The organism is Curtobacterium sp. P97 (assembly GCF_023712445.1).
In the GTDB taxonomy this organism is placed as follows: domain Bacteria; phylum Actinomycetota; class Actinomycetes; order Actinomycetales; family Microbacteriaceae; genus Curtobacterium.
This window is the reverse complement of the sequence record NZ_JAMAYF010000009.1, coordinates 55790-81027: the sequence shown is the minus strand read 5'-3', so window position 1 is coordinate 81027 and position 25238 is coordinate 55790. Positions and strand designations below refer to the sequence as shown.

Genomic DNA, 25238 nt, shown 5'->3' with positions numbered 1-25238 from the left:
GTGCGTGTGCTGATCCTCGAGGACGAACCCCTGCTCGCCGAGGCCGTCCGCGACGGCTTCCGCCTCGAGGCCATCGCGGCCGACGTCGCGCAGGACGGGGACGCCGCGCTCGAGCTCCTCGCGCTGAACCGCTACGACGTCGCGGTGCTCGACCGGGACGTCCCCGGGCCGACCGGCGACGAGGTCGCCGCACACCTGGTCGCGACCGACGCCGGCGTCCCGGTGCTCATGCTGACCGCGGCCGACCGACTCGACGACAAGGTCTCCGGCTTCGCCGTCGGTGCTGACGACTACCTGACGAAGCCGTTCGCACTGCGGGAGCTCGTGCTCCGCGTCCGCGCGCTGGCACGGCGGAGCGGCGAGCACCGCCCACCGGTCCTCGAAGCGGCGGGGCTGCGGGTCGACCCGTTCCGCCGCGAGGTCTTCCGCGACGGCCACCACGTCGCCCTCACCCGCAAGCAGTTCGCCGTGCTCGAGGTCCTCGTCCGCGCCGGTGGCGGGGTGGTGAGTGCCGAGCAGCTGCTCGAACGCGCCTGGGACGAGAACGCGGACCCCTTCACGAACGCCGTCCGGATCACGGTGTCGGCGCTCCGCAAGCGTCTGGGGGAGCCGTGGGTGATCGCCACCGTGCCGGGCGTCGGCTACCGCATCGACACCGACGGACCGCGTGCCGGCGGCGTGACGGACGGCGGCTCGTGACCGACCGTCGCCGCGGCGCCAGCGTGCGGGTGCGACTCGCCCTCAGCTACGCGGGGGTGGTGGTGCTCACCGGAGCGCTGATCCTCGCCGTGGTCTGGGTGTTCCTCCTGCGGTACGTGCCCGTCGGGAACCTGGCCACGACCGACGGCTACGTCCCCGACCGCTCCGACCTCGTCCGTGCGTTCGTCCCCGCAGCGGCCGCGGTGTCCGTGGCACTCGTGGTCGTCGGGCTGGTCGGCGGGTGGTTCCTCGCCGGCCGGGTGCTGGCGCCGCTCCAGCGGATCACCGACGCCACGCGACAGGTCGCGGCCGGGTCGCTCGCGCACCGCGTCGCGCTCCCCGGGCGACGCGACGAGTTCCGTGACCTCGCCGACGCGTTCGACGGCATGGTCGGGCGGCTCGAGGCGTACGTGGCGGAGCAGCAGCGCTTCGCGGCGAACGCGTCGCACGAGCTGCGGACGCCGCTGGCCACGACGCGCGCGCTGCTCGAGGTCGCCGCCCGCGAGCCGGACCGCGACCCGGCCGGGGTCCTCGAGCGGTTGCGGAACGTGAACGAGCGGGCGGTCGACCTGACCGAGGCCCTGCTGGTGCTCGCACGAGCCGGCCGGGAGCTCCCGGACCGCGAGCGGGTGGACCTGTCGCTCCTGGCGGACGAGGCCGTCGAGACCGTCCTGCCCCTCGCCGAGGCGCGGGGCATCGACGTCGAGCCCGTCACGGCGACGGCGTGGACGACCGGCTCGACGTCCCTGCTGCTCCAGCTCGTGACGAACCTCCTGCAGAACGCCGTCGTCCACAACGTCGGCCCGGGGCGGGACGGCTGGGTCCGCGTCACGACGGGCACCCGGCAGGGCGCGTCGGTCGTCGTGGTCGAGAACCCCGGTGCCGTCGTGCCGGCCGCGGTCGTCCCGACCCTCACCGAGCCGTTCCAACGGGTGGCCTCGCGGCGGCGCGAGGACGACGCCGGCGCCGGTCTCGGTCTGGCGATCGTCGCGGCGATCGTGACCTCGCACGGTGGCACGCTCGACGTCGCCGCACGTCCGGAGGGCGGTCTCGTCGTCGAGGTGGCACTGCCCGCCGCGGGGTGCCCGGCCGGGCCGTCCTCTGCCGCGTGACCGCCGTCGTGCACGGGAGCCGGGCCGCTCCGTGCGAGGATCGGTCGGTGCAAGCAACGCCCGTCGCCGTCGTCATCGCCGCGATGACCGAGGAACTCTCCGCCGTCGCCACCCTGCTGGGTGGTGTCGTCATCGACGACGGGCCGGTGGGCGGACACGACGAGCACCACCTGCTCGACGTCGGCGGATCGGTGGTCGCCCTCCGCCGCAGCGGCATCGGGTTCACGAACGCGACGGCCGCCGTCGCGCACTGCTTCCACGACTTCGGCACCGTCCCGGTGCTCAGCGTCGGGACCGCCGGCGGGCTCATGCGCGGCATCGAGATCGGTGACGTCGTCGTCGGCGAGCACTACGTGAACATCAACGCGGACGCGACGGCGTTCGGCTACGCGCTCGGGCAGGTCCCCGGGATGCCGCCGCAGTACGCGCCCGACTCCCGCATGCTCGCCCGCGCCGCCGCTGCTCGGACGCCGTACCGCATCCGATCCGCGACCATCGGCTCGAGCGAGGTCTTCGTCACCGAGGGGCGCGCCCGTGCGTTGCGCGAGGTCTTCCCCGCGGTCGCAGCGGTGGACATGGAGTCCGCGGCCATCGCGCAGTTCGCGCACGTGCACGACATGCCGTTCCTGTCGATCCGTGGGATCAGCGACCTGTGCGCACCGGACGGCGACGAGTTCCGGGAGCACCTCGACGACGCGTCGGCACGCGCAGCGCGCGTGGCGCACGACGTGCTGCTCGACCTGGCGGCCTGAGGCGGCGACCACCAGCGACCACCGCCGCCCACCGGACGGGAGGCAGGGCACCCGTCGGTCCCGCGCCTCCCGTCCGTCGGTCGCCCGCGTCGGACGCGCGTGGCGGCAGACCGGGTGAGCGCCGGGTCAGCGACGCCGGCGGCTGGCGATCAGGCCGCCGAACACCAGGACGACCGCGATCACGAAGACGATCAGCTGGGCCGGTTGGAACCCGTCGAGGTCCATGGTGCACTCCTTCCGTGCGCGGGACGTCCGCGCTCGCATCGACCCGAACGGTAGGACGCGGTTCCTGTACGCGTCGAGGGGACGGGGTACGACTCCTGCACGACAGCCGGTCTCCGCACACTCGTGCACGGTTGGGCGCCAGCCGAGTGCCTCGACGCTCCGCCGGTGCGATGATGATCCGCGGCCGTCGCCCGGACGGCCCGGACGGAAGTGACGAGCGTGACCGAGACCCGCTCCCCGGCGCCGACGAGCGACACCGTCGACGACCCCTCGCACGGGCCGGCGAAGGGCATCGCAGCCCTCGCCCTCACCGCCCTCGGCGTCGTGTTCGGCGACATCGGCACCAGCCCGCTGTACGCCCTCCGCACGGTGTTCACCATCGACGGCGGCATCGTGAAGGCGAACCAGGAGGACGTCTACGGCGTCATCTCGATCATGTTCTGGAGCGTCACGATCGTCGTGTCGATCAAGTACGTGCTCGTGCTCATGCGCGCCGACAACGACGGCGAGGGCGGGGTCATGGCGCTCGCCGCACTGGCGCGCCGGCTCTACGCGAAGCGGCGCGGGGGCGCGACGGTCTTCCTGGTGATCGGCATCATCGGTGTCTCGCTCTTCTACGGCGACTCGGTCATCACCCCGGCCGTGTCCGTGCTCTCCGCGGTCGAGGGGCTCTCGACCGCGGCGCCGTCGCTCGAGCACCTCATCGTGCCGATCGCGGCCGTCATCCTCGTGCTGCTGTTCCTCGTGCAGCGGTTCGGCACCGGCAAGGTCGGCAACCTGTTCGGTCCGGTGATGCTGCTCTGGTTCGTGGTCATCGCCGCGGCCGGCGTCCCGCACATCGTCGCGCACCCCGGCGTGCTGCAGGGGCTCTCGCCGACCTGGGCGATCTCCTTCCTCGTCGCCCACCCGTACATCACGTTCGTGGCGATGGGTGCCGTCGTGCTCGTCATCACCGGGGCCGAGGCGCTGTACGCGGACATGGGCCACTTCGGCCGTCCGGCGATCCTCCGCGCCTGGTTCTTCGTGGTGTTCCCGGCGCTCGTGCTCAACTACCTCGGCCAGGCGTCGCTGGTGCTGCAGGACCCCTCGGCGGCGAAGGACCCGTTCTTCCTGCTCTTCCCGGACGCCCTGCAGATCCCGGTCGTCGTGCTCGCGACGATGGCCACGGTGATCGCGAGCCAGGCGGTCATCTCCGGCGCCTTCTCGCTCACGCGTCAAGCCGTCCAGCTCGGGCTGCTGCCGCCCCTGACGATCCGGCAGACCTCGCGGGAGGAAGGCGGCCAGATCTACCTGCCGGCGGTCAACCTGCTGCTCTTCATCGGTGTCCTCGCGATCATGCTCGCCTTCCGGTCGTCGGCGAGCCTCGCCACCGCGTACGGGGTGTCGGTGACCGGCGCGCTGGTCGTGGACACGCTGCTGCTGCTCCTGGTCGTCAAGCCGCTCTGGCACTGGGCGACGTGGAAGCTCGTGCTGGCCGCGGTGGTCTTCGGCGGGCTCGAGCTGACCTTCCTGGCCGGCAACCTGTCGAAGATCGTGCACGGCGGCTGGGTCCCGCTGCTCATCGCCCTCGCGGTGATCACGCTGATGACGACCTGGCGCCGGGGGCGGCAGCTCGTGCAGGAGGAACGCAAGGAACGCGAGGGCTCACTCGCCGAGTTCATCGAGCGCATCAACACGAAGCACGTCCCACGGGTCGAGGGCATCGCGATCTTCCCGCACCCCAACAAGGAGACGACCCCGCTGGCGCTCCGCGCGAACGTCGAGCACAACCACGTGGTGCACCGGACCGTGATCATCGTCTCGGTGCTCACCGCGAACGTGCCGCACGTGCCGCATGCCAAGGCGTTCTTCCGCGACGACCTCGGGTACGAGGACGACGGCATCGACCACATCACGGTGAAGTTCGGGTTCTCCGACGACCAGGACCTGCCGCGGGCACTGCACGCCGCGTGCCTGGCCGAGGTGCTCGACGTCGATCCGGAGGCGATCGCCGGGGCGTCGTACTTCATCTCGCGCGGTGCGCTCCGACCGCAGGCAGGCAACCGCGGCATGGCGCGCTGGCGGAAGAAGCTCTTCGTCGGGTTGGCGCACAACGCGGCCGATCCGGCAGCGCGCTTCGGGCTGCCGGCACAGCGCACGGTGACGATGGGCAGCGACGTCGAGCTCTGAGCGCCGTCCGTGCGGCTGAGCACCGTCCAGGCGGACGGCGTAGCGTCCGACGGGTCGTTCCGCCACCCGGGCTCCTGCGGCACCGAACGGAAGCCGCACCATGGCACACCGGAACGACCTCACCTGGCGTCAGGACAGCGACGCCTCCTGGTCGGCGTGGGCCGACGGCCGCGTGCTGGCCCGCATCACGCTCCAGCGGCAGTACGAGCTCGAGTCCGAGGACGGATCGGTGCGCGGGTCGCACAGTGCCCTCGGCAGTGCGCAGGCGCAGCTCGAGGCCTGGTACCAGTGGGAGACCGCGGTCGGCGACGCCTGAGACCCCCGTCCCTCGGCCGGACCGGGCTGCCGCAGCACTCCGCCCGGTCGCGGTGACGACCTGCCGGCCACGTCCACAGCGCGCCAGGAGGACCGCGCGGACCGTGCCGTCGGGGGAGCCCGGCCGGGTCAGTGTGCGCGGCCCCGCAGGCGACCGACACCGAGCACGATGCCGACCACGACCATGCCGAGCACGAGCCCGAACACGGCCGACACCGCGGTGTCGACGATCCACGTGACGACCGGGCCGGCGGCCTCGACCGCGTGCTCGACCACGTGCAGCAGTTCCTCCGGGCCCGCCCAGAACGTCTCCGCCAGGTTCGCGATCACCAGGTGCCCACCGACCCAGAGCATGGCGACCGTGCCGACGATGCTGATGACCCGGAACACCGTCGGCATCGCGCGCACGATCCGCGCACCGGCACGGCGGGTCCGCCGGGAGTCGTTCTTCATCATCTGCAGGCCGATGTCGTCGACCTTCACCAGGAGCGCCACGGCGCCGTAGACCAGGGCCGTCATCCCGAGCCCGATCAGCGCGAGGGCACCGACCTTCGGCCAGAAGTCGAGCCCGGTGTCCAGGCTCGACAGGGCGATGAGCATGATCTCGGTGCTGAGGACGAGGTCGGTGCGCACGGCGCCGAAGACGAGCTTGGGCTCCGTGGTCGGCTGCGCGTCGCCGGCGGCCTCGTGGTGCACACCGAACCACTCGGTGACCTTCTCGGCGCCCTCGAAGCACAGGTACGTGCCGCCGATGACGAGCAGCCAGGGCAGCACCCACGGGGCGAACGCCGACAGCAGCAGCGCCAACGGGATGATGATGACGAACTTGTTGAAGAGGCTGCCGAGCGCGATGCGCCCGACGACGGGGAGTTCGCGAGCCGGTTGCAGTCCCTGGACGTACTGCGGAGTGACCGCCGCGTCGTCGATCACGACCCCCGCGGTCTTCGCGCTGGCCTTGAGGGCCGCGGAGAGGATGTCGTCCACCACGGCGAGCAACCCGACTGACATGTCGCTCACCCTACTGGAGCGGTCACCGGCGTCCGTCCCGCGCCCTCCCACCGGCCGGCGCTTCCCCCAGATCGGGGTACGTGTGACGGCGGGTCCGCGCCGACATCCGCGGAGCGGCGAGCAGTCAGACCGTTCTGCTCGCGCGAACGGGGTACGCCACTGGGGGTTGCCTGGCAGCCGCCCGTCGTTCCACTGACGGCAGCCCTTCCCGAGCCGACACAGCAGGGCACACCGAGCACCACCACCACGGTCCGCCGACGCCACCCACGTCGGCGCCCACAGGCAGGAGCGCCCCTTGCAGTCCTCGATCGTCGCAGCCCTCACCGTCGCCGTGCTCGCAGTCGGCGCGGTCGCCGATGTCTCGGCTCCCCCCTCCGCGTCCGCCGCACCGACGTCGACCACGACGACCTCCGCCCCGAAGGGCACCGTCGTGTCGAACGGTCGGACCTGGAAGCAGACCTACCGGCAGGACTTCGCCACGGCCGCGCCGGCGGGCGAGGTCGCCGCGAAGTACCCGGGCATGGGCCTGTACGACGGGTTCTCCGACACGAGCGGTCAGGGGCGCTACACGCCGTCGAAGGTGCTGAGCGTGCAGAACGGTGCGCTCGACTTCTGGCTGCGGTCCGACCGCGGTCAGCCGCTCGCCGCGGCCGTCATGCCCGACGGCTACGCGCCGCACCGCACCGGCCGCGTCTCGATCCGCTACAAGACCACGAAGACCCCCGGGTACAAGTTCGTCGTGATCCTGTGGCCGTCGAGCGACCGGTGGAACGAGGGCGAGATCGACTGGCCCGAAGCGGCCCTCGGCGCGAAGCCCCGACCCGCGTCGGCCATCCCGGGCAGCCTGCGGAACGGTGCCATGACCTTCCAGCCGGAGCGTGAGACCTTCGCGGCCACCGACACGAGCAGCTACCACGTCGCCACCACCGAGTGGGACAGCAAGGTGGTCCGCTTCTTCTGGGACGGCAAGCTGGTCGCGTCGACGACGAAGGCCGTGCCGACGAAGCCGATGCGGGTCACGCTGCAGGCCGAGACCGACACCGGTGGGCGCGTGCCGGCGGGCGCCTCGGGGCACGTGAGCGTCGACTGGATCGCGATCTACGACTGACGGGAGGCGCGGTGCCGGTGAGCGGGACCGCCCACCGGCACCGCGCCTCCGGGCTCAGCCTGCGGTGCGACGGGCGGTCAGCCGACCGCGGCCCAGTGGCAGTGCGCCGCTGCGGTAGGCGAAGCCGTCGGCATCGCCGACCGTGCCGCTGGCGGTGCCGAAGTGCCACAGGCGGTTGAAGCAGGAGACGCCGATCCGGGTCGACCCGTCGTCGGCGACCGCCCACGTGCCGGTGCCCCACTGGGCCGGGTGACCGACGCCGTCGATCGTCACCGTCGGTCGGGCTCCCCAGGTCAGCAGGGGGCGACCGAGGTCGAGGGTGATCCGGCGCTTCGTCGTGCCGGACGGCTGTGGGGTGTCCATGCGGTCAGGGTACGGGCGTCGGAACCCTGAACGCGCCCGGGCGGCCGTCCGTAGGATCCGCTGCATGGCTGACTTCACCGCTGCACAGGCCGCCGTCGTCCGGATCGAGCGCGCGGAGGAGGGCCGGTGGGACCTCACCCTCGTCAGCGACTCCGGCGTCCGGATGGGGCACGGCGTGCACCTCCCCGACGCTGCGTCCGACGATGCCGAGGACGAGCGGGTCGCAGCCCTCGGCTTCGTGCGCGGGTACGGGTTCCGCTTCGAGGCCGACGCCGTCGTCACGGACGGCCCGGACGCGTTCTGGGCGCCGTTGCTCCCGCTCGGGTCCGACGAGCACCCGACGGACTGAGGCTGGTCAGTCCTGGTCGTCGAGCGCTGACCGTTCGAACCCGATCAACCAGGTCACCCCGAACGCGTCGCGCACCGTTCCGTCCCAGTCGCCCCACGGCCGCTCCTGGAGGTCGTCGACCACCGTGCCGTCGGAGGCCAGGTCCACGAACCACCGCCGGAGCACCTCGGGCCGGGCGCTCCCGAGCAGGGCGAACAACAGGCCGGAGACCGCGAGCGCGGTGTCGTCGGGGCCGGTGTCGGCGGCGAAGAGCCGGACCGGGCCGACGAGCTCGCCGTGCGCCACGGCGCCGGGCGGCCCGTCCTCGCGAGCGGCCTCCTCGTACGAGGTGACGCGGACGTCGCCGCCGAAGACCTGCTGCCAGCGGGCGAGCGCCGTGCGGGCGGTGCCGGGGAGCAGGAGGTACGGGGTCGGGGCTGTGCCGTCCATGGGCTGACCGTACTCCGGTGCTCGCAGGCGGGCCCCCTTCGGCCTCCCTGTCCGTGGTCGATGTGAGACGCCGGCGTCGTGCCGAGACGCCGGCGTCGTGCCGAGACGCCGCCGTCGTGCCGAGACGCCGGTGTCGTGCCGAGACGCCGCCGAAGAGGACGGCGTCTCGCGCGATCGGGGGCGTCTCGCGGTGACGCCGGCGTCTCGGACCCGTCCGGCACGGCGAAACGCCGGCGTCTCGGGCCGGCCGCCCGGCTCAGGCGCGGTGCCGCGTCCGACGCGCCCGGCGCAGTCCGACCACGGCCGTGCCGAGCGTGAGGAGCGCCACGGCCCAGCCGATCGGCACGGCGGCATCGGCCCCGGTCCAGGCGAGCTCACCGGCGGTGTCCGCGACGGAGCGGGCGCTCGACGAACCACCGTCCGGGTCCTGCCCGACCCGAGCTGCGGTGGTGGCGTCTCCCTCGGGAGCGGTCGCCGCCCGTCCGCCGGTCACCCGCACCGGGAACGTGGTCGCGGTGCCGTCGAGCGACACCCGGACGGTCTGCGACGCCGCACCGGTGAAGGTCACCGTGACGGTCCCGTCGGCGCGGTCGACCCGGTCGGCGTCGTCGCTCGCACGGACCTCGGCGTCCTCGGCGACCGCCACCGTGTTGCCGAACCGGTCGGTCGTCCACGGTTCGAGCGTGAGGGAGCCGCCGAGCGCCACGCTCAGCGGATCCGGGTAGACCCGGCCGTCGGCACCGACCCAGGTGTACGTACCGTCCGACGCGGCGGGGACGGTGCGGACGACCACGCCGACGCCGGTGGCGGCAGCCGGCAGGACGGTCCAGCGCACCCAGTGCTCCGCGGAGCCGACCGCGGTCGTCGCGGTGACCCGCACGGTGGCGGTGCCCGCGTGGGTCGGGGTGCCGGAGAGCACACCGTGGGCGAAGGTCAGCCCGTCGTCCGGGTGGGCCGTGGCGCCGTCGGCGGTGGTGAGCGAGTACGTGGCTCCGTCGGCGTCCCGTGCGCGCAGGTCGGCGGAGGACGGTTCGCCGGCCCGGACGGTCGGGAGCACCTGGGGGGAGGACTCGCTGGTGGCCGCTGCCCAGGACGGCACGTCCGCCGTCGTCGGCGGGGTGACCGGTGTCGGCGACGACGACGCTGTCGACGCCGACACGGGCTGGGTGGCGCCCCGGGCCGTGGCGGCCGGCAGGACGCCGAGTGCGGCGGCGACCAGCACGGCGGCAGCCGCTGCGGTGGTGCGCGCTGCGGACCGAGCGCTCGGGACGTGGTGCATGGTGCTCCTCGCGGATCCCCGGAGCGTCGGGAGACCGCGCCGGGACCGGTCGTCGGGTACGTCCGGTGCCGCGAGCGTAGGCGGCGAGGAACCTTCGCGGACGATCGGTTGCGGCTTCCCGAAGGGACCCTGTGGAACCCCGCAGCGCCGTGCGGCACCGTGCGTCGCACCGCGGGCGCGGATCAGGACGCGGCGATCGCGCCCATCTCGGCGACGACGGTGCGGAGCTTCACCGCGAGCTCGTCGCTGTCACCGACGGTGTCGCGGTGCGCGACCTCGGACAGCGCGGACAGCACGAGTCCGACGGCCGTGCGAGCGGTCTGCTCGTCGGTGCGCGACGACACCGTGGCGAGGAGCGACTGCCGCGACTCGGCCATCCACTGCATGACCATCGGTGCCATCTCGGGTCGGAGCACGAGGAGCTCCTTCATCCGGCGGCGGTCCTGGGAGAGCGGGACGGTCGCGGCGATCAGGACGCACAGGTCGTCGACGAGTCGGCCGTCCGCCTCGGCGAAGCGCGTGGCCGCCCACTCCGGCACCTCGACGGTGTCGAGACCGAGCGCCGCGTGCGCCTTCGACGTGAAGTAGTTGAAGAAGGTCCGCGGGGAGACGTCGGCGTCGCTGCAGATCTGCTCGACGGTGACGCCGTCGAGACCGTGCTCGGAGACGAGCGTCAGGGCGGCGTCGTGGAGCGCCTGCCGGGTCTGCTGCTTCTTCCGCTCGCGCAACGTGCACGGCGCGGTGACCGGCTCCGGTGCTGCTGTGGTGCTCACGTGCACTCCTGTGGTGCTGGGCGGCCACCGTGTCCTGCGGTGGCCCGGGTCGTCTGCGCCGGACGGGTCCGGCACGGGGAGGCCGCCCGCACCCCGGGCGGGGTGCGGGCGGCCGGGGGTCACCGACGCTGGGTCGGCGTGGAGCCGGTCATCGGCCCGGTGAACGATCCGGCCTCGGCTGCCGCGAGCCCGGCGCGGGCCTCGAGCTCGGCCTCGGCCGACGGCGCCGAGCGGTCGACATCGGACGAGGAACCGTCGGACGAGGAGCCGTCTGACGAGGATCCGTTCGCGGCGTCGTGCTGTTCCTGCAGCGCCGAGCGCTGGCGCAGCGGCGGCACCCGGAAGAACCAGGTGAGCACGAAGGCGAGCAGGATCACGCCGAGTCCGACCCAGTAGATCGTCACGGACGAGGCGTTGAAGCCCGCCATGAACGGCCGCGTGAGGCGGCTGTCGGCGCCGGTGAGGAACGAGGTGTCGTTCGTGCTCGTCGCCGCGGAGTCCGAACTGGCGCCGTCGTCGATCTGCTTCGCCAGGGCCGGCGTGAGCTCGTCCACCCAGTACGACCGCTGCGAGGCGTTCGACCAGTCGACCGACACCGTGCCGTCCTGGACGCTGGCGTGCGCCTCGTCCGCCACGGCCTCGAGGGCTGCGGACTCTGCGGCTGGGGTGGCCGCTGCGACCTGCTGGTCGATCACGCCCTGCGCCGCGGCTGCGGGCACGGCACCGGCGGCGACCTGCTGCTGCACGGCCGCGGTGACCTGCTGCGTGACGGCCTGGTCGGCCGCCTGCTTCGCCTGCGCCGAGGCGTCGTCGAGCTTCCCCTGGACGGTCTGCTGCAGCGGGGTGGTGATCGGGGCCCAGATCGTGTCGATCGCGCCCTGGTTGGCCGGCTTGCTCGCCACCGCGGGGTCGAGTGCGGCCGACAGCGCCGGCTTGAGGTCGGCCTGGTTCGCGGTCGCCGTCAGGATGTTGCTCGGCATGACCGAGAACAGGATCGAGAGCAGCACCGCGGTGCCGAGCGTTCCGCCGATCTGCCGGAAGAACGTCGCCGAGCTGGTCGCGACGCCCATGTCCCGGGCCTCGACCGAGCCCTGCGACGCCAGGGTCAGCGACTGCATGACCGAGCCGAGCCCGAGGCCGATCAGGAACATGCCGATCATGAGGAACCAGAGCGGCTTGTCGATCGTCATGAAGGTCAGGACGACGTAGCCGGCCGACACCAGGAACGTGCCGATGACCGGGAAGATCCGGTAGCGGCCGACACGGGCGACGATCTGGCCCGAGGTGATCGACGCGATCATCAGCCCACCGACGAGCGGCAGCGTGGCGAAGCCCGACTCGGTCGGGGTCAGGCCCACGACGATCTGCAGGTAGAGCGGGATGGTCAGCATGGCGCCGAACATCGCGAAGCCGACCAGGAACCCGATGACGGTCGCCATCGAGAACGTGCCGGAGCGGAAGAGCTTCAGCGGGATGATCGCCGCGTCGCCCATCTTCGACTCGACGAGCAGCAGTGCGACGAGTCCGAGCGCACCGATCACGTAGCTGGCGATCGCGGCGGGCGAGCCCCAGCCCCAGGTGCGGCCCTGCTCGGCGACGAGCAGCAGCGGCACGAGCGTGACGATGACGGCCGTCGCGCCCCACCAGTCGACCTTCGGCTTGTCGCCCTTGCCGTGCACCTTCGGCAGGTGCAGGAAGACGATCACCATGATGAGCGCGGCGACGCCGATCGGCACGTTGATGAGGAGCACCCAGCGCCACCCGGTGATCCAGAGGATCTCGGAGGAGCCGGCGAGCAGGCCGCCGATGAGCGGTCCGATGACGGACGAGATGCCGAACACGGCGAGGAAGTACCCCTGGTACTTCGCACGCTCACGCGGCGCGAGGATGTCACCCATGATCGCGAGCGGCAGCGACATGAGCGCGCCGGCGCCGATGCCCTGCACGGCACGGAAGGCCGCGAGCATGAGCATCGAGGTGGACATCGAGGACAGCACGGCGCCGAGGATGAAGACGACGATGCCGAAGATGTAGAGCGGCCGTCGGCCGAAGATGTCGGAGAGCTTGCCGTAGATCGGCGTCGCGATCGTCGACGTGATCAGGTAGGCCGTGGTCACCCATGCCTGCTGGTCGAGACCGTGCAGGTCGTCGCCGATGGTGCGGATCGCCGTGCCGAACACCGTCTGGCCGAGGGACGACAGGAACATGCCCGCCATCAGGCCGTAGATCACCAGGAGGATCTGGCGGTGCGTCATGAGCGGCTGCTGGCCGGAGGTGCCGGGCGCGTGCGCGCCGGTCGCCGCGTCGGGGCCGGCGGTGTCGCGGCCCTGCTGCACCGAGACGGGTGCGGTGGCGGTCATCGAACTCCTTTTTCGTACTGTGTAACTTTGCAGACCGCGCAACGATACATCCGGTGGTTCCGGAATGCAACTAAATGGCGACGGACGGGAGGCGCGTCGCGGCGCCGCCACGCGCCTCCCGTCCGGCCACCGCTCGCCCGGTCGCGTCAGCGGGCGTCCGCCGTCCGAGGTACCGTTTCCCCATGAGCACGGACACCGCCACCGCCACCGAGACCGCCGACGAGGGGCCCGTGGTGACCTTCGCCGACCTCGGCCTGAGCGATCCGGTGCTCAAGGCCGTCAAGGACATCGGCTACGAGACCCCCTCCGCCATCCAGGAAGCGACGATCCCGACGCTGCTCGAGGGGCGCGACGTCGTCGGCCTCGCGCAGACCGGCACCGGCAAGACCGCGGCGTTCGCGCTGCCGATCCTGTCCCGCATGGAGTCGGGCAGCAAGGTGCCCCAGGCCCTCGTGCTGTCGCCGACCCGTGAGCTCGCGCTGCAGGTGTGCGAGGCGTTCGAGCAGTTCGCGTCGCACATGAAGCACGTGCACGTCCTGCCCGTCTACGGCGGCCAGGCGTACGGCGTGCAGCTGTCCGCGCTGCGCCGTGGCGTCGACGTCGTCGTCGGCACGCCCGGTCGCATCATGGACCACATCGCCAAGGGCACGCTCGACCTGTCCCAGCTGAAGTACCTCGTGCTCGACGAGGCCGACGAGATGCTCAAGATGGGCTTCGCCGAGGACGTCGAGACGATCCTGGCCGAGACGCCGGACGACAAGCAGGTCGCGCTGTTCTCGGCGACGATGCCCGCGCAGATCCGTCGCATCTCGCAGCAGTACCTGAACGACCCGTCCGAGATCACCGTCAAGACCAAGACGAAGACCGCCGCGAACATCACGCAGCGCTACCTGATGGTGTCGTACCCGCAGAAGGTCGACGCGCTCACCCGCATCCTCGAGGTCGAGGACTTCGAGGGCATGATCATCTTCGTCCGCACGAAGAGCGAGACCGAGACCCTGGCCGAGAAGCTCCGCGCCCGCGGGTACGCCGCGGCGGCGATCAGCGGTGACGTCGCCCAGGCGCAGCGCGAGCGCACGGTCAACCAGCTGAAGTCCGGCAAGCTCGACATCCTGGTCGCCACCGACGTCGCCGCCCGTGGCCTCGACGTCGACCGCATCACCCACGTCGTGAACTTCGACATCCCCGTCGACATCGAGTCCTACGTGCACCGCATCGGCCGCACCGGTCGCGCGGGCCGCAAGGGTGACTCGATCAGCTTCGTCACGCCGCGCGAGCGCCGGCTCCTGTCGGCCATCGAGCGCCACACGAAGCAGCCGCTCACGCAGATGCAGCTGCCCACGGTCGAGGACGTCAACGAGACGCGCCTGAGCCGGTTCGACGACGCGATCACCGCGGCGCTCGAGCAGCAGGACCGCATCGAGAAGTTCCGTGACGTCATCGCGCACTACGTCCGCAACCACGACGTGCCCGCCGAGGACGTCTCGGCCGCGCTCGCGGTCGTGGCGCAGGGTGACTCGCCGCTGCTGCTCGACCCGGCCGACGACCAGCTCCGCAACCAGGTGGACCGCGACGGCCGCCGTGGTGAGCGCCGCGACCGTGACGACGACCGTGGTGGCCGCGAGGACCGTGGGCCGCGCCGCTCGCAGCCGATGACCGCCTACCGGATCGAGGTCGGGCGTCGCCACCGCGTCGAGCCGCGCCAGATCGTCGGCGCCCTGGCGAACGAGGGCGGCCTGCGGCGCGACGACTTCGGCGCGATCCAGATCCGACCCGACTTCTCGATCGTCGAGCTGCCCGAGAGCATGGACCCGGGCGTGCTCGACCGGCTCGCCGACACCCGGATCAGCGGGAAGCTCATCGAGATCGCGCCGGACCGCCGCGGCGGTGCCCGTCGGTACGACCGCGACGACCGCGGACCGCGTGCGCCCCGTCGGGACGACCGTCCCCGCCGTGACGACCGCCGCGACGACGACCGTCCGGCACGCAAGCCCCGGCACTGACCAGCCATCGGTCGGTCACTGACCGGCCACTGACCGGCCACTGACCGGCCACTGATCCGCTGCGCGACCCCGTTCTCCGGGGTCGCGCAGTCGCGTCGCGGGACCCCATCGGCCCTGCCCACTGCCGGGCCGACTCCGGGACGGACGCGAGCCGCCCGCCCGTCGCGGGTCGTGCCTCCCGTCCGGTCGGCTCAGACGGTCAGCCCGTCCACCGTGCGGCGGCAGACCTCGTCCCAGGGCGTCGGGCCGAACCCGAAGTGCGACCGGGTCGCGGTGTCGTCGACCACGTAGGGGGCCGACCACTGGTAGCCGAGCTGCGCGACCTCCCGCATGAACGGGGACACCGCGCCGATCCCGCGGAGCAGGCCGATCGGCAGTGACCGCACGTGGACGGCGGGCCGACCGGCCGTCCGGAGCATCTCGGTGAGGACCTGCTCCTGGGTCCGCGGTGCGTTGGTCGGGACGATCCAGGTCCGACCGTGCGACCGCTCGTCGTCCGCCGCGGCGACGAGGAGCCGCGCGACGTCGCCGACGTCGGTGTACGAGTGCGGCTGGTCCGAGCGCCCGATCACGGTGACGGGCTTCCCCCGCATCGCGGTCGGGAGCACCCGCGTGACGTGCCCGTTGACGCCGGTGCCCGGGCCGACGTAGTCCGAGCCGCGGACCTCGACCGTGCGGATGCGTCCGGCCTCGTGCGCCGCCAGCGCGTCCGCCCACATCCGGGCCCGCAGGACGCCCTTGTGGTCGGTCGCGGCGTCGGGCAGGTCCGCGCGCATCGGTCCGTCGACCGGGCCGTACGGGTACAGGTTCCCGGTGATCGCGTACACGGCACCCGTCCGCTCGGCGGCGGTGAGGAGGGAGGACGCCAGCGGCGGCCACACCCGCTCCCACTGCGTGTAGTCGCCGGGGTTCGCGCAGTTGTGGAGTGCTGCCGCGCCGTCCGCGACGGCCGTCAGGGCGTCCGCGTCGGCGGCGTCGAGCCCGACGTGGCGGACCCCGGGCAGACCGGTGTCGCGTCCGGAGCGGGTGACGACGACGACCTCGTCGCCACGCTCGGACAGCAGTGCCGCAGTGTGGCGACCGACGGGGCCGGCGCCGACGACGACGTGGTGACGGGGCATGGTTCCTCCTGAGATTCGGGAGAGCAGTGCTCTCGGAAGCCATCATGCAGCCGGACGGGCTCCGATGCAAGAGCAGTGCTCTCGTTTGTGTGCAGTGCTCTCCCGTGGCACGCTTGACGGCATGGTGGAGAAGGCGAGGACCGCCCGGTCCCTGGCACGGGAGGCCGTGCACGCGAGCATCCTCGCGGCCGCGCGCGCCCGGCTCACCGAGGAGGGACCGGCGCAGCTGAGCCTGCGCGCCGTCGCTCGTGACGTCGGCCTGGTGTCCTCCGCCGTGTACCGGTACTTCCCGAGCCGCGACGACCTGCTCACCGCGCTGCTCGTGCTCGACTACGACGAACTCGGCGCCGCGGTCGAGGCGGCAGAGGCGCCGGTCGACCGGTCCGACCACGTCGGCCGCTGGGTCGCCGCGTGTCGTGCCGTCCGGCAGTGGGCGATCGGGCACCCCGGGGACTTCGCGCTCCTGTACGGCTCACCCGTGCCCGGGTACGTCGCACCGCAGGACACGGTCGAGCCCGCCTCGCGGACGACGCACGTGCTCGTCCGCGTCGTCACCGACGCGTGGTCGGGAGTCGCCGGGTCCGAGCTGGCTCCGGACTGGAGGCTCGGTGCCGGTCCCGCGATCGGCTCGCGGCCCGCAGCGCCGGGCGCCGTCGCCGACGCGGTCGCCTACACACGAGAGCGCGGCTTCCACGACGACCCCTCGCCCGAGGTCGTCCTGCGGACCCTGATCGCCTGGACGACGGTGTTCGGCGTCCTGTCGTTCGAGCTGTTCGGGCACGCGGTCGGCTCGGTGACCGACCCGGCGGCGTACTTCGACGAGGTGATCGTCCGCCTCGCGCACGATCTGGGGCTCGCAGCGCCCGGATGAGCCGATCTCACCCCGCGGACGGGGCGGCGGGCTGACAGCGGTGCCCTGCCTGCGGTAGACAGGGCGGTACGGCGCACTCACCCAGCGCTCGCCGGCTGCAGCAGGAAGGACGCCGATGACCGCGCTCGACGTCAGCCGTCAGGACCGTCGCCGACTCACCACCGGTACCCCGACCAAGCGGCTCGCGACCGTGCGCACCGTCGCGCTCCTCGCGTCGATCGCCGGCGTCAACTACATCGTCTGGCGCTGGATCGGCTCGGTGAACTGGCACTCGTGGTGGATCGCGGTGCCGCTGATCCTCGCGGAGACCTACAGCGTGATCGACTCGCTGCTGTTCGCGTTCGGCGCCTGGCGACTCCGCGAACGCGGGGAACCGCCGACGAAGCCCGCCGGGGACGTCACCGTCGACGTCTTCATCACGACGTACAACGAGCCGGTCGAGCTGGTCGTCCGCACCGCCCGTGCGGCGAAGGCGATCACGCACCCGCACGCCACGTGGATCCTCGACGACGGCAACCGCCCGGAGATGCGCGCCGCCGCCGAGTCCCTCGGCATCGGCGTGATCACGCGCGGCGCCGACTGGGTCGACCGGCCACGGCACGCGAAGGCCGGCAACCTCAACAACGCGCTGCTCGCGACGCAGGGCGAGTTCCTGCTCATCCTCGACGCCGACCAGGTCCCGGAGCCGTCGATCCTCGACCGGACGCTCGGCTACTTCAAGGACGAGCGCATGGCGCTGGTCCAGACGCCGCAGTGGTTCGAGAACGTGCCCGAGGCCGACCTGCTCGGCAGCCAGGCTCCGCTGTTCTACGGGCCCATCCAGCAGTCGAAGGACGGCTGGAACGCGGCGTTCTTCTGCGGATCGAACGCGATCCTGCGGCGCGAGGCACTCATGCAGCTCGGCGTGACCCGCTACGTGCGCGAGGTCGAGGAGTCCGTCGAGCGGACCATCAGGACGTCGCGGAAGCTGCTCGCACGAGCCCGCGAGACCGAGACCGACCCGCGGGTGCTCGACGCGCTCGACGGTGCGGAGCAGGTCGTCGACCGTGCCCGTGACCAGATCGACCGCGGCGAACCGCTCGGCGACGTCACCTACGACTTCCAGCGCGGCATCGACGCGATCGCGTACCGGTTCGCCGCCGCCGACCTCGAGTCGGTCCGCCGTGACCTGCAGGAGCTCGCCGCGATGTCGACCGAGGCGGACACCTTCGCCGGCCTCGACGACGCTGCCCTCGACGTGCTCGGACGACGGGACGCCTCGCCGGTGGCCGCGATCGAGTCCATCGCGGTGCTCGCCCGGGCGCTCGACGTGAACCGCGACGACGAGGCCCAGCCGATCATGCCGCTCGCCACGATCTCCGTGACCGAGGACATGGCGACCGCGATGCGCCTGCACGGCCTGGGATGGAGGTCCGCGTACCACGACGAGATCCTGGCGAAGGGCCTCGCGCCGGAGGACCTGCCCACCATGCTCGTGCAGCGACTCCGCTGGGCGCAGGGCACCATGCAGGTCTTCTTCCGCGAGAACCCCCTCGTGCAGAAGGGCCTGTCGTGGGGGCAGCGCCTCATGTACTTCTCGACCATGTGGAGCTACCTGTCGGGCTTCGCGGCGATCGTGTACATCGCGGCCCCGGTGCTCTGCCTGTCGTTCGGTGTCGTGCCCGTGCAGGCCTACAGCGTCGACTTCTTCGTGCGGCTCATCCCGTTCCTCGTGCTCAACCAGCTGCTGTTCTGGGTGGTGGCCGCCGGCAGACCCACGTGGCGCGGGCAGCAGTACTCGCTCGCGCTGTTCCCCGTCTGGATCGAGTCGGTGACGAGCGCGTTCGAGAACGTGTTCCGTGGCAAGCCACTGGGGTTCCGGGTCACGCCGAAGGTCAAGGACGAGTCCGACCAGCGACCGCGGTGGGACCTCGTGAAGCCCCAGCTGTACGCGATGGGTGCGCTCGTCGCCGCCCTCGTGATGATCGCGATCCGGTACGCCACGGGCCAGGCGGACGGCATCGCGCCGCTCGTGAACACCGCGTGGGTGATCTTCGACCTGTTCATCTTCAGCATCGTCGTCCGCGCCGTGCTCTACCGCGGACCGGAGGCGGGGACGCCGCAGTCCGAACACGTGTCCTCGACGGCAGGAGGCCCACTGTGACCGACCACGACCTGACCTTCGACGTCCCGGCCGTCGCCGAGTCGCTCGACGTCGTGCAGGACCGCTTCGGCGCCTGGTGGGACACCATGGCGATCGACGACGCCCGTCTCCGCTTCTCGCTCGAGACCGCCCTCGCCGAGATCGCCGCCAACATCGTCGAGCACACGCGACGCACCGATGCCGAGGCCGGCCGCGGGTACACGGTGGAGCTCTGCGCCACGGACCGTGAGCTCGTCGCGGTGCTCACCGACAACGGGCGCCCCGCCGACGTCGACCTGTCCGCCGTGACCATGGCCGACCCCGACGAGGAGAGCGGTCGCGGCCTCGCGCTGGCGATCGCCGCGCTCGACCGCCTCGAGCACGAGCACACCGGCGGCCACAACATCTGGACCCTGGCGTGCAACCGGTGAGGGGCGCGCTGGCGAAGGCCGTCGCGTTCCTCGTCGTCGTCGGGACGCTGCTGCTCGGCGGGGCGCTCCCCGCGTCGGCCGTGTCGGCTCCGTCTCGTGCCGGCGAGACGCCCTCCGACGGGCGCGTGTGGTTCGGCCCGGACCTCGACTGGGGGAGCGACGCCCCCGACGGGTACGAGGGTCGGCTCGGCGCGACGCCGTCGGTCTACGGGGTCGAGATCGAGTACCCCTTCGACCGCAGCGCACGGGACGAGTTCCTGCGGGCGACCCGCGCGGCGGCGACCCAGGGCGCGGTGCTCGCGGTGAGCCTGGAGCCGTCGCGGTCGCTGCGGTCCCTCACGAAGGCCGACGCGGCCGCGGCGAACCGGCTGTTCGAGGAGGTCCACCGGCAGTACGACACCCAGTTGCTCGTGCGCTTCGCTCCCCAGATGAACGGCACGTGGGTTCGCTGGGGACAGCAGCCGACCGCGTTCGTCCCGGCGTTCCGGACGCTGGCCGCGGCCGTGCACGCGGGTGACTCCGACGCTGCCATGGTGTGGTCGCCGTCGTACGGCGCGGGCTACCCGTTCGGCGAGTCCGCCGGGCGGCTGCAGACCCTGTCGGGCAGCGACGTCGCCGAGCTGGACACCGACGGCGACGGCCGACTCACCGCCGCCGACGACCCCTACGGCCCGTACTGGCCCGGCGCCGAGAGCGTCGACTGGGTCGGGCTGTCGATGTTCTTCTTCGGCAAGGGCAAGGCGACCGAGGCCGCCGGTCGCGACGTCCCGCTGACCCGCAACGAGGTCCCGCAGGACGGCGAGGTCGCGGCACGCTTCGACGAGACCTGGGGGTACGAGCAGACGCAGTCCGAGGGCACGTTCACCGAGCGCTTCGCACAGGGCGAGGACCGGCCGATGCTGCTCGACACCGGCGCGCTGTACGACCACTCGTTGCGCGGTGCGGCCGAGCTCCCGGTCAAGCAGGCGTGGTGGCGGCAGGTGATCGCCGCCGTGCAGGACCACCCCGAGGTCCGGGGCGTGACGTTCCTCGAGACGAACCGGCGCGAGCCCGAGGCCGGCAACCGCGTCGCCGACTGGCGGGACACGGCCGACCCCGGGATCGCCGGGTCCTTCCGGACGGACCTCGAACAGGCCGGGGACTTCGTCCTCGGACCGGTGACGGAGCGCGTGACGACGCAGGAGGGTGCCGCGGCGATCAGCCAGCAGTACGAGACCGGCGGCGACCAGATGGCGTGGATCGTCTGGTGCGCCTTCGGCCTCGCAGCGGCGTTCCTGCTGAGCGGGCTCGTCGGACGGCTGCTGCCGAGCTGGCGGTACCCCGACGACGGCAAGCCCGGGCGCGACCTGCGCCTCGACCTCTTCCGCGGGTTCATCATCCTCGCGGTGGTGATCACGCACATCGAGATCGGCGGGCCCTACTCGTACATCACGCTGCACGCCACCGGTGCGATCACCGGCGCCGAGATGTTCGTGTTCCTGTCCGGCATGGTGCTCGGCATGACGTACCCGTTCGCGATCAAGAAGTTCGGCGAGTGGGTGGCGGCCGTCGGGGCGTGGAAGCGGGCGCGGAAGCAGTACGTCGTCACCCTGGCGGTGATCGTGGTCGTCTTCGCGCTGAGCTTCGTGCCGTTCCTGAACACCGATGCGATCACCACCTTCACCGACCGGGGGACCGGCACCGGGGGCGTCGGCGCCGAGGGCCGGGTGTACGACCTGTACCCGAACGCGATGCAGCTGCTGGCCTACCCGCCGCCCTGGTTCGCGATCCGGCAGTTCCTGCTGCTCGAGATGGGGCCGTGGCCGTTCAACATCATGGGCCTGTTCGTGGTGCTGAGCCTGTTCATCCCCGTCTTCCTGTGGGTGATCCGGCGCGGCTTCTGGTGGGCGCTGCTCCTCGTCAGCTGGGGGCTGTACGCGTTCCAGGCGCTGAACCCCGAGTTCCGCCCGCTGAACTCGCAGTTCGAGTCGGTGTTCCCGCTGCTCACCTGGCAGGTGGTCTTCACGCACGGCCTGGTGCTCGGCTACTACCGGCGCCAGGTGATCGGGGCGCTGACCGGCCGACTCGGCAAGGTCCTGATCGGCATCGGGATCACCGGGTACGCCGCGTTCCTCGTCTACGTGTGGGCGGGCGACCAGTTCGGGTTCACCCCGGCACCGTTCCCCGCGTCGATGTACAACGACCTGTACAACACGGCGTACCAGCGGGTGGACCTGCAGTGGGGGCGTCTGGTCGACATCGCCTTCTTCGCGATCGTCTCGTACGCGATCCTCACCGTGTTCTGGAAGCCCATCAGCGCCGTCATCGGGTGGCTGTGGATCCCGATCGGGCAGGCGAGTCTCTACGTGTTCGTCTGGCAGGTCTTCTTCGCGCTGGCCATCGCGTCGATCCCGGGCGTGGACTGGTTCAACGGCTGGATCGGCTTCGCGGCCCACACGGCCCTGATCCTGCTGGTCTGGTACATGATCCGGAAGCGCTTCATGTTCTCGGTCATCCCGCGCTGACCCGCGTGGGCGGCGTGGTCCGTCGCAGCGGGCTCCGAGTCTCGTCCTGACCGACGGTCCTCGCGGTCGGCGGCACGAGGACCGTCGCTGAGCCCGAGTCTCGGGCCGGGCCGGGCTGGGCCGGGCCGGGCCGGGCGGGCGGGACGGAACGACGGACGGGAGGCGCGGTGCCCGCTGGCACCGCGCCTCCAGTCCGTCGCGTGGTCCCGTCAGCGCGTGGCGACGCGCAGCGGCTGCGGGTCCACCGGGTCCGGGGGGACCGGCAGGGAGCCGCGGACCTGGTTCTGCGCCTGGCAGTCGCTCGTGCAGTTCGTCGCGCCCTGCGACAGCTCGACCGCGTCCTCGCCGAGCACACCACCCATGCGTCCGCCGGGCTGGACCGTCCAGGTCGTGGTGGTCGCGGTCTGCGAGGTCTTCGTCGCGACCTGCGGGCTGTCCTTGCCGAGCAGCATCTGGTGCGCGTCGCTGCCCGAGGACACCGCCGCGACGCCGTCGCCGAAGTTGATCTTCCCCGTGTAGGGGTTGGTGAAGTAGAAGAGCCCGGCCCCGAGCGTGTGCGTGAACGTCACGGGCTGGGCGAACTCGGTCTCCATCTGGAAGATCCCGCCCTGGGCGCCGTCCTTCGCCTGGATCTTGAACTTGCCCGCGCCGGTGCCGAAGATCGCCACGAGCGTGTCGTCGCGGACCTCGAGCGAGGAGAGCTTCGTGCCGGCGAGCTGCGCGGCGGTGAGCGACGGGACCTTCGAGGCGAACACCACGGTCGGCTTCGTCACCATCCGCTGGGTGTCCGGTGCCCCGGTCAGCGTGTAGTCGTACACGCCGAGGTCGGCGATGCGGATGTCGAAGCCGTTGTGCTTGCCGCGGACCGCGATGGTGCCGGTGACGGCGACGTCCTTGAGCTTGAAGTCCTTGCCGACCGCGGGGTTCGTCGTGGCGCCGTTGACGGTGACGGCGTAGTCCCCGCCGGTCGACGTCTTGCCGGACGCGTTCGCGGGGGACACCCCGACGAGGGCCGCCGCGGCGACGGCGCCGAGCGCGATCGCGGTGGCGATGCCGGTGGTGCGGCGTCGCGTGCGCTGGGTGGTCATGGGGTGCCTCCTGGGCTGGTCCGACGCGCCGGCGGTGGTCGCGTCCCTCGTGACGATCGTCGCCGGGACGCGGAGGCGGCACCATCGGACCTTGGTACTAGTACCCGCTCCGCCGGCGTGTGCACGGCCGCGTCGTCACCAGCCGTGGTCGCGGGCCCAGAGCGCCGCACTCGTCCGGTCGGCGACGCCGATGCGGCGGAACAGCGATCCGACGTGCACCTTCACGGTCCGTTCGGCGATCCCGAGCTCGGTCGCGATCTGGCGGTTCGACAGGCCGCGTGCGATGCGGTCGAGCACGTCGCGCTCGCGGGGCGGCAGGGCCGGTCCGCGGTCCCGCCCCGGAGCCGGCGCACCCGGCAGCAGGGCACGGGCGACGCGTGGGTCGACGGGTGCCTCGTCGCGCGCCGTCGAGCGGACCGCGGCGACGACCTCCTCCGGGGCCGCGTCCTTGAGCAGGTACCCGGTCGCCCCGGCGGCCAGGGCAGCGCGCACGCGGTCGTCGTCGGAGAAGGTGGTGAGGACGAGCACCCGGACCGTCGGCATCGTGGTGCGGATCACCCGCGTCGCCTCGACCCCGCCCGCGCCCGGCATGGAGAGGTCCATCACGACGACGTCCGGGTGCAGGGACGCGGCACGCTCGGTGGCCTCCTCACCCGTGCCTGCCTCGCCGACCACGTCGCAGTCGGTCGTGGTCGCGAGCACGGCGCGGAGGCCCTGTCGGACCAGGGCGTGGTCGTCGACGAGCAGGACCCTCACCGCAGCGACTCCGTCCTGGCGGGCAGCGTCAGCTCCCAGGCGGTCCCCGCCCCCGCTGCGGTCCGCAGCAGCAGCGCGCCGCCGGTGTCCTCGGCGACCTCGCGCAGGAGCGTCGTGCCGAGGTGCCCGGCGGGAGCCGGCCCGTCGAGGAGCCGCGGGTCGAACCCCACCCCGTCGTCGGACACGCGCACCACCAGGTCCCCGCGGTCGGCCCGCACCGACACCCGGATGCGGGTCGCGTCGGCGTGCTTCACGGCGTTCCAGACCGCCTCACGCACGAAGCGCACGATCGCGGTCCGCGCGGCCGTGGAGGCCTCGAGCGGCTCCGGCACGTCGACGTCCGTCAGCACCCCCGCGGCCCGGGCACGGGCGCACGCGTCGTCGAGCGCGGCACCCAGGCCGTCGCGACCGGGAGCGGCCGGGCGGATCGTCGCCATCGAGGTCCGGAGGGCGGACACCGCCTGCCGGAGCGTCTCGGCGGCGGCACGGGTCTCGGGCACCGCACCGAGGGAGAGTGCGAGCCCGGCGACGTCCTGCACGGGACCGTCGTGCAGTTCGCCCGCGAGGCGTCGGCGCTCGGCCGCCTCGGCGTCGAGCGCGCGCCCGAGCAACCGCTCGCGGAGCCGCTGGCCCGTGCGGATCCGCACGAGCAGCCAGAGCAGCAGCGGCACGAGCAGCACGAGCACGACCCCGACGGTGCCGAACGCCAGCGCGGCGAACGCGGCACGCAGGTCGGCGGCGCGGGCGAGGACCTGGTCGTACGGCCGGTACGCCTCGAACAGCAGGGCGTCGCCCGAGGGCGTGTGCACCGCCTGGTACGCCTCGAGCAGCGGTCCGTGCCCGCGTTCGTACCGGTTCTCGGGCTCGTCCAGGTCGGACACCTCGGCGTCGGACCGGTCGGTCCGGAGCGCCGCGAGGTCCTCGTCGGAGAGCGGGAAGCGCTCGCCGACCAGCCGGGGTTCGTCGGACCAGAGCACGGTGCCGTCCGCGCCCCAGAGCTTCAGGCGCACGGTCGAGCCGGCGCGGGACTCGCCGGCCAGGGCGTCGTCGAGTCGTGCGCGGGCGACGGCTCGGGCGTCCGGGTCGCCGCTGGTGACGTCGTCCACGAGGGCGGGCTCCACCACCACCCGGGCGAGCGCAGCCGTGTCGGCGGTGGCGTCCCGCACGGCGAAGGACTCGGCGACGCGCTGCGACACGAGGGTGCCCGCGGTCGCGACGACGGCGCCCCCGAGCAGCGCGGCGACGACGACCCCGACGAGGACCCGCCGCCAGGGGGTCCGTGCCGCACGACGACGCGGGTCGGCGGTGACGAGCACGACCGGGGTCGGCTGCCCGCTGGTCGACGCCCGGTGTCCACGCACGGAGCAACCGTAATCGCCCTGAGCCACACTCGCGTCCTGA

General features: G+C 72.3%; 22 protein-coding genes. 12 read left to right on the top strand and 10 right to left on the bottom strand.

What is annotated here, in order from left to right:
• The 5 genes from M3677_RS11110 (at position 1) to M3677_RS11090 (ending at position 5273) form a co-directional block, all read left to right on the top strand.
• Entirely contained in the window at positions 1-699 is a 699-nt protein-coding gene (locus M3677_RS11110) for a response regulator transcription factor (protein WP_209683887.1), read from the top strand.
• Positions 696-1811, top strand: a complete 1116-nt coding sequence (locus tag M3677_RS11105) for a HAMP domain-containing sensor histidine kinase (protein WP_251160561.1) — start codon at positions 696-698, stop codon at positions 1809-1811. Before M3677_RS11110 ends, M3677_RS11105 begins: the two co-directional genes overlap by 4 nt.
• A gap of 47 nt (positions 1812-1858) precedes the next feature.
• Positions 1859-2563 carry a 5'-methylthioadenosine/S-adenosylhomocysteine nucleosidase gene (gene mtnN / locus M3677_RS11100; RefSeq protein ID WP_251160560.1) on the top strand — a complete coding sequence of 235 codons (705 nt, stop codon included), beginning with the start codon at positions 1859-1861 and terminating at the stop codon, positions 2561-2563.
• A 444-nt stretch (positions 2564-3007) separates the two neighbouring features.
• Positions 3008-4957: a potassium transporter Kup gene (locus M3677_RS11095; RefSeq protein ID WP_251160559.1), complete on the top strand. Its 1950-nt coding sequence runs from the start codon at positions 3008-3010 to the stop codon at positions 4955-4957.
• A 100-nt stretch (positions 4958-5057) separates the two neighbouring features.
• Entirely contained in the window at positions 5058-5273 is a 216-nt protein-coding gene (locus tag M3677_RS11090) for a hypothetical protein (RefSeq protein ID WP_066652356.1), read from the top strand.
• A gap of 128 nt (positions 5274-5401) precedes the next feature.
• Here the strand turns inward: M3677_RS11090 and M3677_RS11085 are convergent, their stop codons facing one another.
• Complete coding sequence (locus M3677_RS11085) at positions 5402-6280, bottom strand: DUF808 domain-containing protein (protein WP_251160558.1); 879 nt, start codon at positions 6278-6280, stop codon at positions 5402-5404.
• Positions 6281-6575: 295 nt separating this feature from the next.
• On the opposite strand from M3677_RS11085, the gene M3677_RS11080 reads away from it, so the two are divergent.
• Complete coding sequence (locus tag M3677_RS11080; protein WP_251160557.1) at positions 6576-7388, top strand: glycoside hydrolase family 16 protein; 813 nt, start codon at positions 6576-6578, stop codon at positions 7386-7388.
• Between the two features lie 54 nt (positions 7389-7442).
• Here M3677_RS11080 and M3677_RS11075 read toward each other — a convergent pair whose 3' ends face one another.
• Positions 7443-7751, bottom strand: coding sequence for a hypothetical protein (locus M3677_RS11075; protein WP_066652360.1), 309 nt, complete (start codon positions 7749-7751; stop codon positions 7443-7445).
• Between the two features lie 64 nt (positions 7752-7815).
• Here M3677_RS11075 and M3677_RS11070 point away from each other — a divergent pair, with 64 nt between their 5' ends.
• Positions 7816-8100, top strand: a complete 285-nt coding sequence (locus tag M3677_RS11070; RefSeq protein ID WP_251160556.1) for a hypothetical protein — start codon at positions 7816-7818, stop codon at positions 8098-8100.
• 6 nt (positions 8101-8106) lie between these two features.
• Here M3677_RS11070 and M3677_RS11065 read toward each other — a convergent pair whose 3' ends face one another.
• The 4 genes from M3677_RS11065 to M3677_RS11050 all read right to left on the bottom strand — a co-directional run bounded on the left by M3677_RS11065 (position 8107) and on the right by M3677_RS11050 (position 12836).
• On the bottom strand, positions 8107-8529 hold the full coding sequence (locus tag M3677_RS11065; RefSeq protein WP_066652363.1) for a glyoxalase: 423 nt from the start codon (positions 8527-8529) through the stop codon (positions 8107-8109).
• A gap of 256 nt (positions 8530-8785) precedes the next feature.
• Positions 8786-9808 (bottom strand): hypothetical protein, encoded by a 1023-nt coding sequence (locus M3677_RS11060; RefSeq protein WP_251160555.1) that lies wholly within the window; start codon positions 9806-9808, stop codon positions 8786-8788.
• Between the two features lie 182 nt (positions 9809-9990).
• A complete protein-coding gene (locus M3677_RS11055) occupies positions 9991-10581 on the bottom strand; it encodes a TetR/AcrR family transcriptional regulator (RefSeq protein ID WP_066652370.1) in 591 nt (196 codons plus the stop codon).
• Between the two features lie 119 nt (positions 10582-10700).
• Complete coding sequence (locus M3677_RS11050) at positions 10701-12836, bottom strand: MDR family MFS transporter (protein ID WP_235426705.1); 2136 nt, start codon at positions 12834-12836, stop codon at positions 10701-10703.
• Positions 12837-13123: 287 nt separating this feature from the next.
• On the opposite strand from M3677_RS11050, the gene M3677_RS11045 reads away from it, so the two are divergent.
• The gene (locus M3677_RS11045) at positions 13124-14944 is read left to right on the top strand and encodes a DEAD/DEAH box helicase (RefSeq protein ID WP_066652376.1); all 1821 of its coding nucleotides are present in this window, start codon (positions 13124-13126) and stop codon (positions 14942-14944) included.
• Between the two features lie 191 nt (positions 14945-15135).
• On the opposite strand, the gene M3677_RS11040 is transcribed toward M3677_RS11045, so the two are convergent.
• Positions 15136-16065, bottom strand: coding sequence for an NAD-dependent epimerase/dehydratase family protein (locus tag M3677_RS11040; protein WP_251160554.1), 930 nt, complete (start codon positions 16063-16065; stop codon positions 15136-15138).
• A 121-nt stretch (positions 16066-16186) separates the two neighbouring features.
• On the opposite strand from M3677_RS11040, the gene M3677_RS11035 reads away from it, so the two are divergent.
• The 4 genes from M3677_RS11035 to opgC all read left to right on the top strand — a co-directional run bounded on the left by M3677_RS11035 (position 16187) and on the right by opgC (position 21993).
• Positions 16187-16936 (top strand): TetR/AcrR family transcriptional regulator, encoded by a 750-nt coding sequence (locus M3677_RS11035; protein ID WP_209683867.1) that lies wholly within the window; start codon positions 16187-16189, stop codon positions 16934-16936.
• A 115-nt stretch (positions 16937-17051) separates the two neighbouring features.
• Positions 17052-19079 (top strand): glycosyltransferase, encoded by a 2028-nt coding sequence (locus M3677_RS11030; RefSeq protein ID WP_251160553.1) that lies wholly within the window; start codon positions 17052-17054, stop codon positions 19077-19079.
• On the top strand, positions 19076-19489 hold the full coding sequence (locus M3677_RS11025) for an ATP-binding protein (RefSeq protein WP_066652386.1): 414 nt from the start codon (positions 19076-19078) through the stop codon (positions 19487-19489). The genes M3677_RS11030 and M3677_RS11025 overlap by 4 nt, the downstream gene beginning before the upstream one ends.
• On the top strand, positions 19486-21993 hold the full coding sequence (gene opgC, locus M3677_RS18450; RefSeq protein WP_251160552.1) for an OpgC domain-containing protein: 2508 nt from the start codon (positions 19486-19488) through the stop codon (positions 21991-21993). Before M3677_RS11025 ends, opgC begins: the two co-directional genes overlap by 4 nt.
• Positions 21994-22202: 209 nt before the next feature.
• Here the strand turns inward: opgC and M3677_RS11015 are convergent, their stop codons facing one another.
• From M3677_RS11015 to M3677_RS18445, 3 genes are all read right to left on the bottom strand, one after another.
• Positions 22203-23081, bottom strand: coding sequence for a hypothetical protein (locus M3677_RS11015; RefSeq protein ID WP_251160551.1), 879 nt, complete (start codon positions 23079-23081; stop codon positions 22203-22205).
• 135 nt (positions 23082-23216) lie between these two features.
• The gene (locus M3677_RS11010) at positions 23217-23837 is read right to left on the bottom strand and encodes a response regulator transcription factor (RefSeq protein ID WP_066652392.1); all 621 of its coding nucleotides are present in this window, start codon (positions 23835-23837) and stop codon (positions 23217-23219) included.
• Positions 23834-25198, bottom strand: coding sequence for an ATP-binding protein (locus M3677_RS18445; RefSeq protein ID WP_308201979.1), 1365 nt, complete (start codon positions 25196-25198; stop codon positions 23834-23836). Before M3677_RS18445 ends, M3677_RS11010 begins: the two co-directional genes overlap by 4 nt.
• Positions 25199-25238 lie beyond the last annotated feature (40 nt).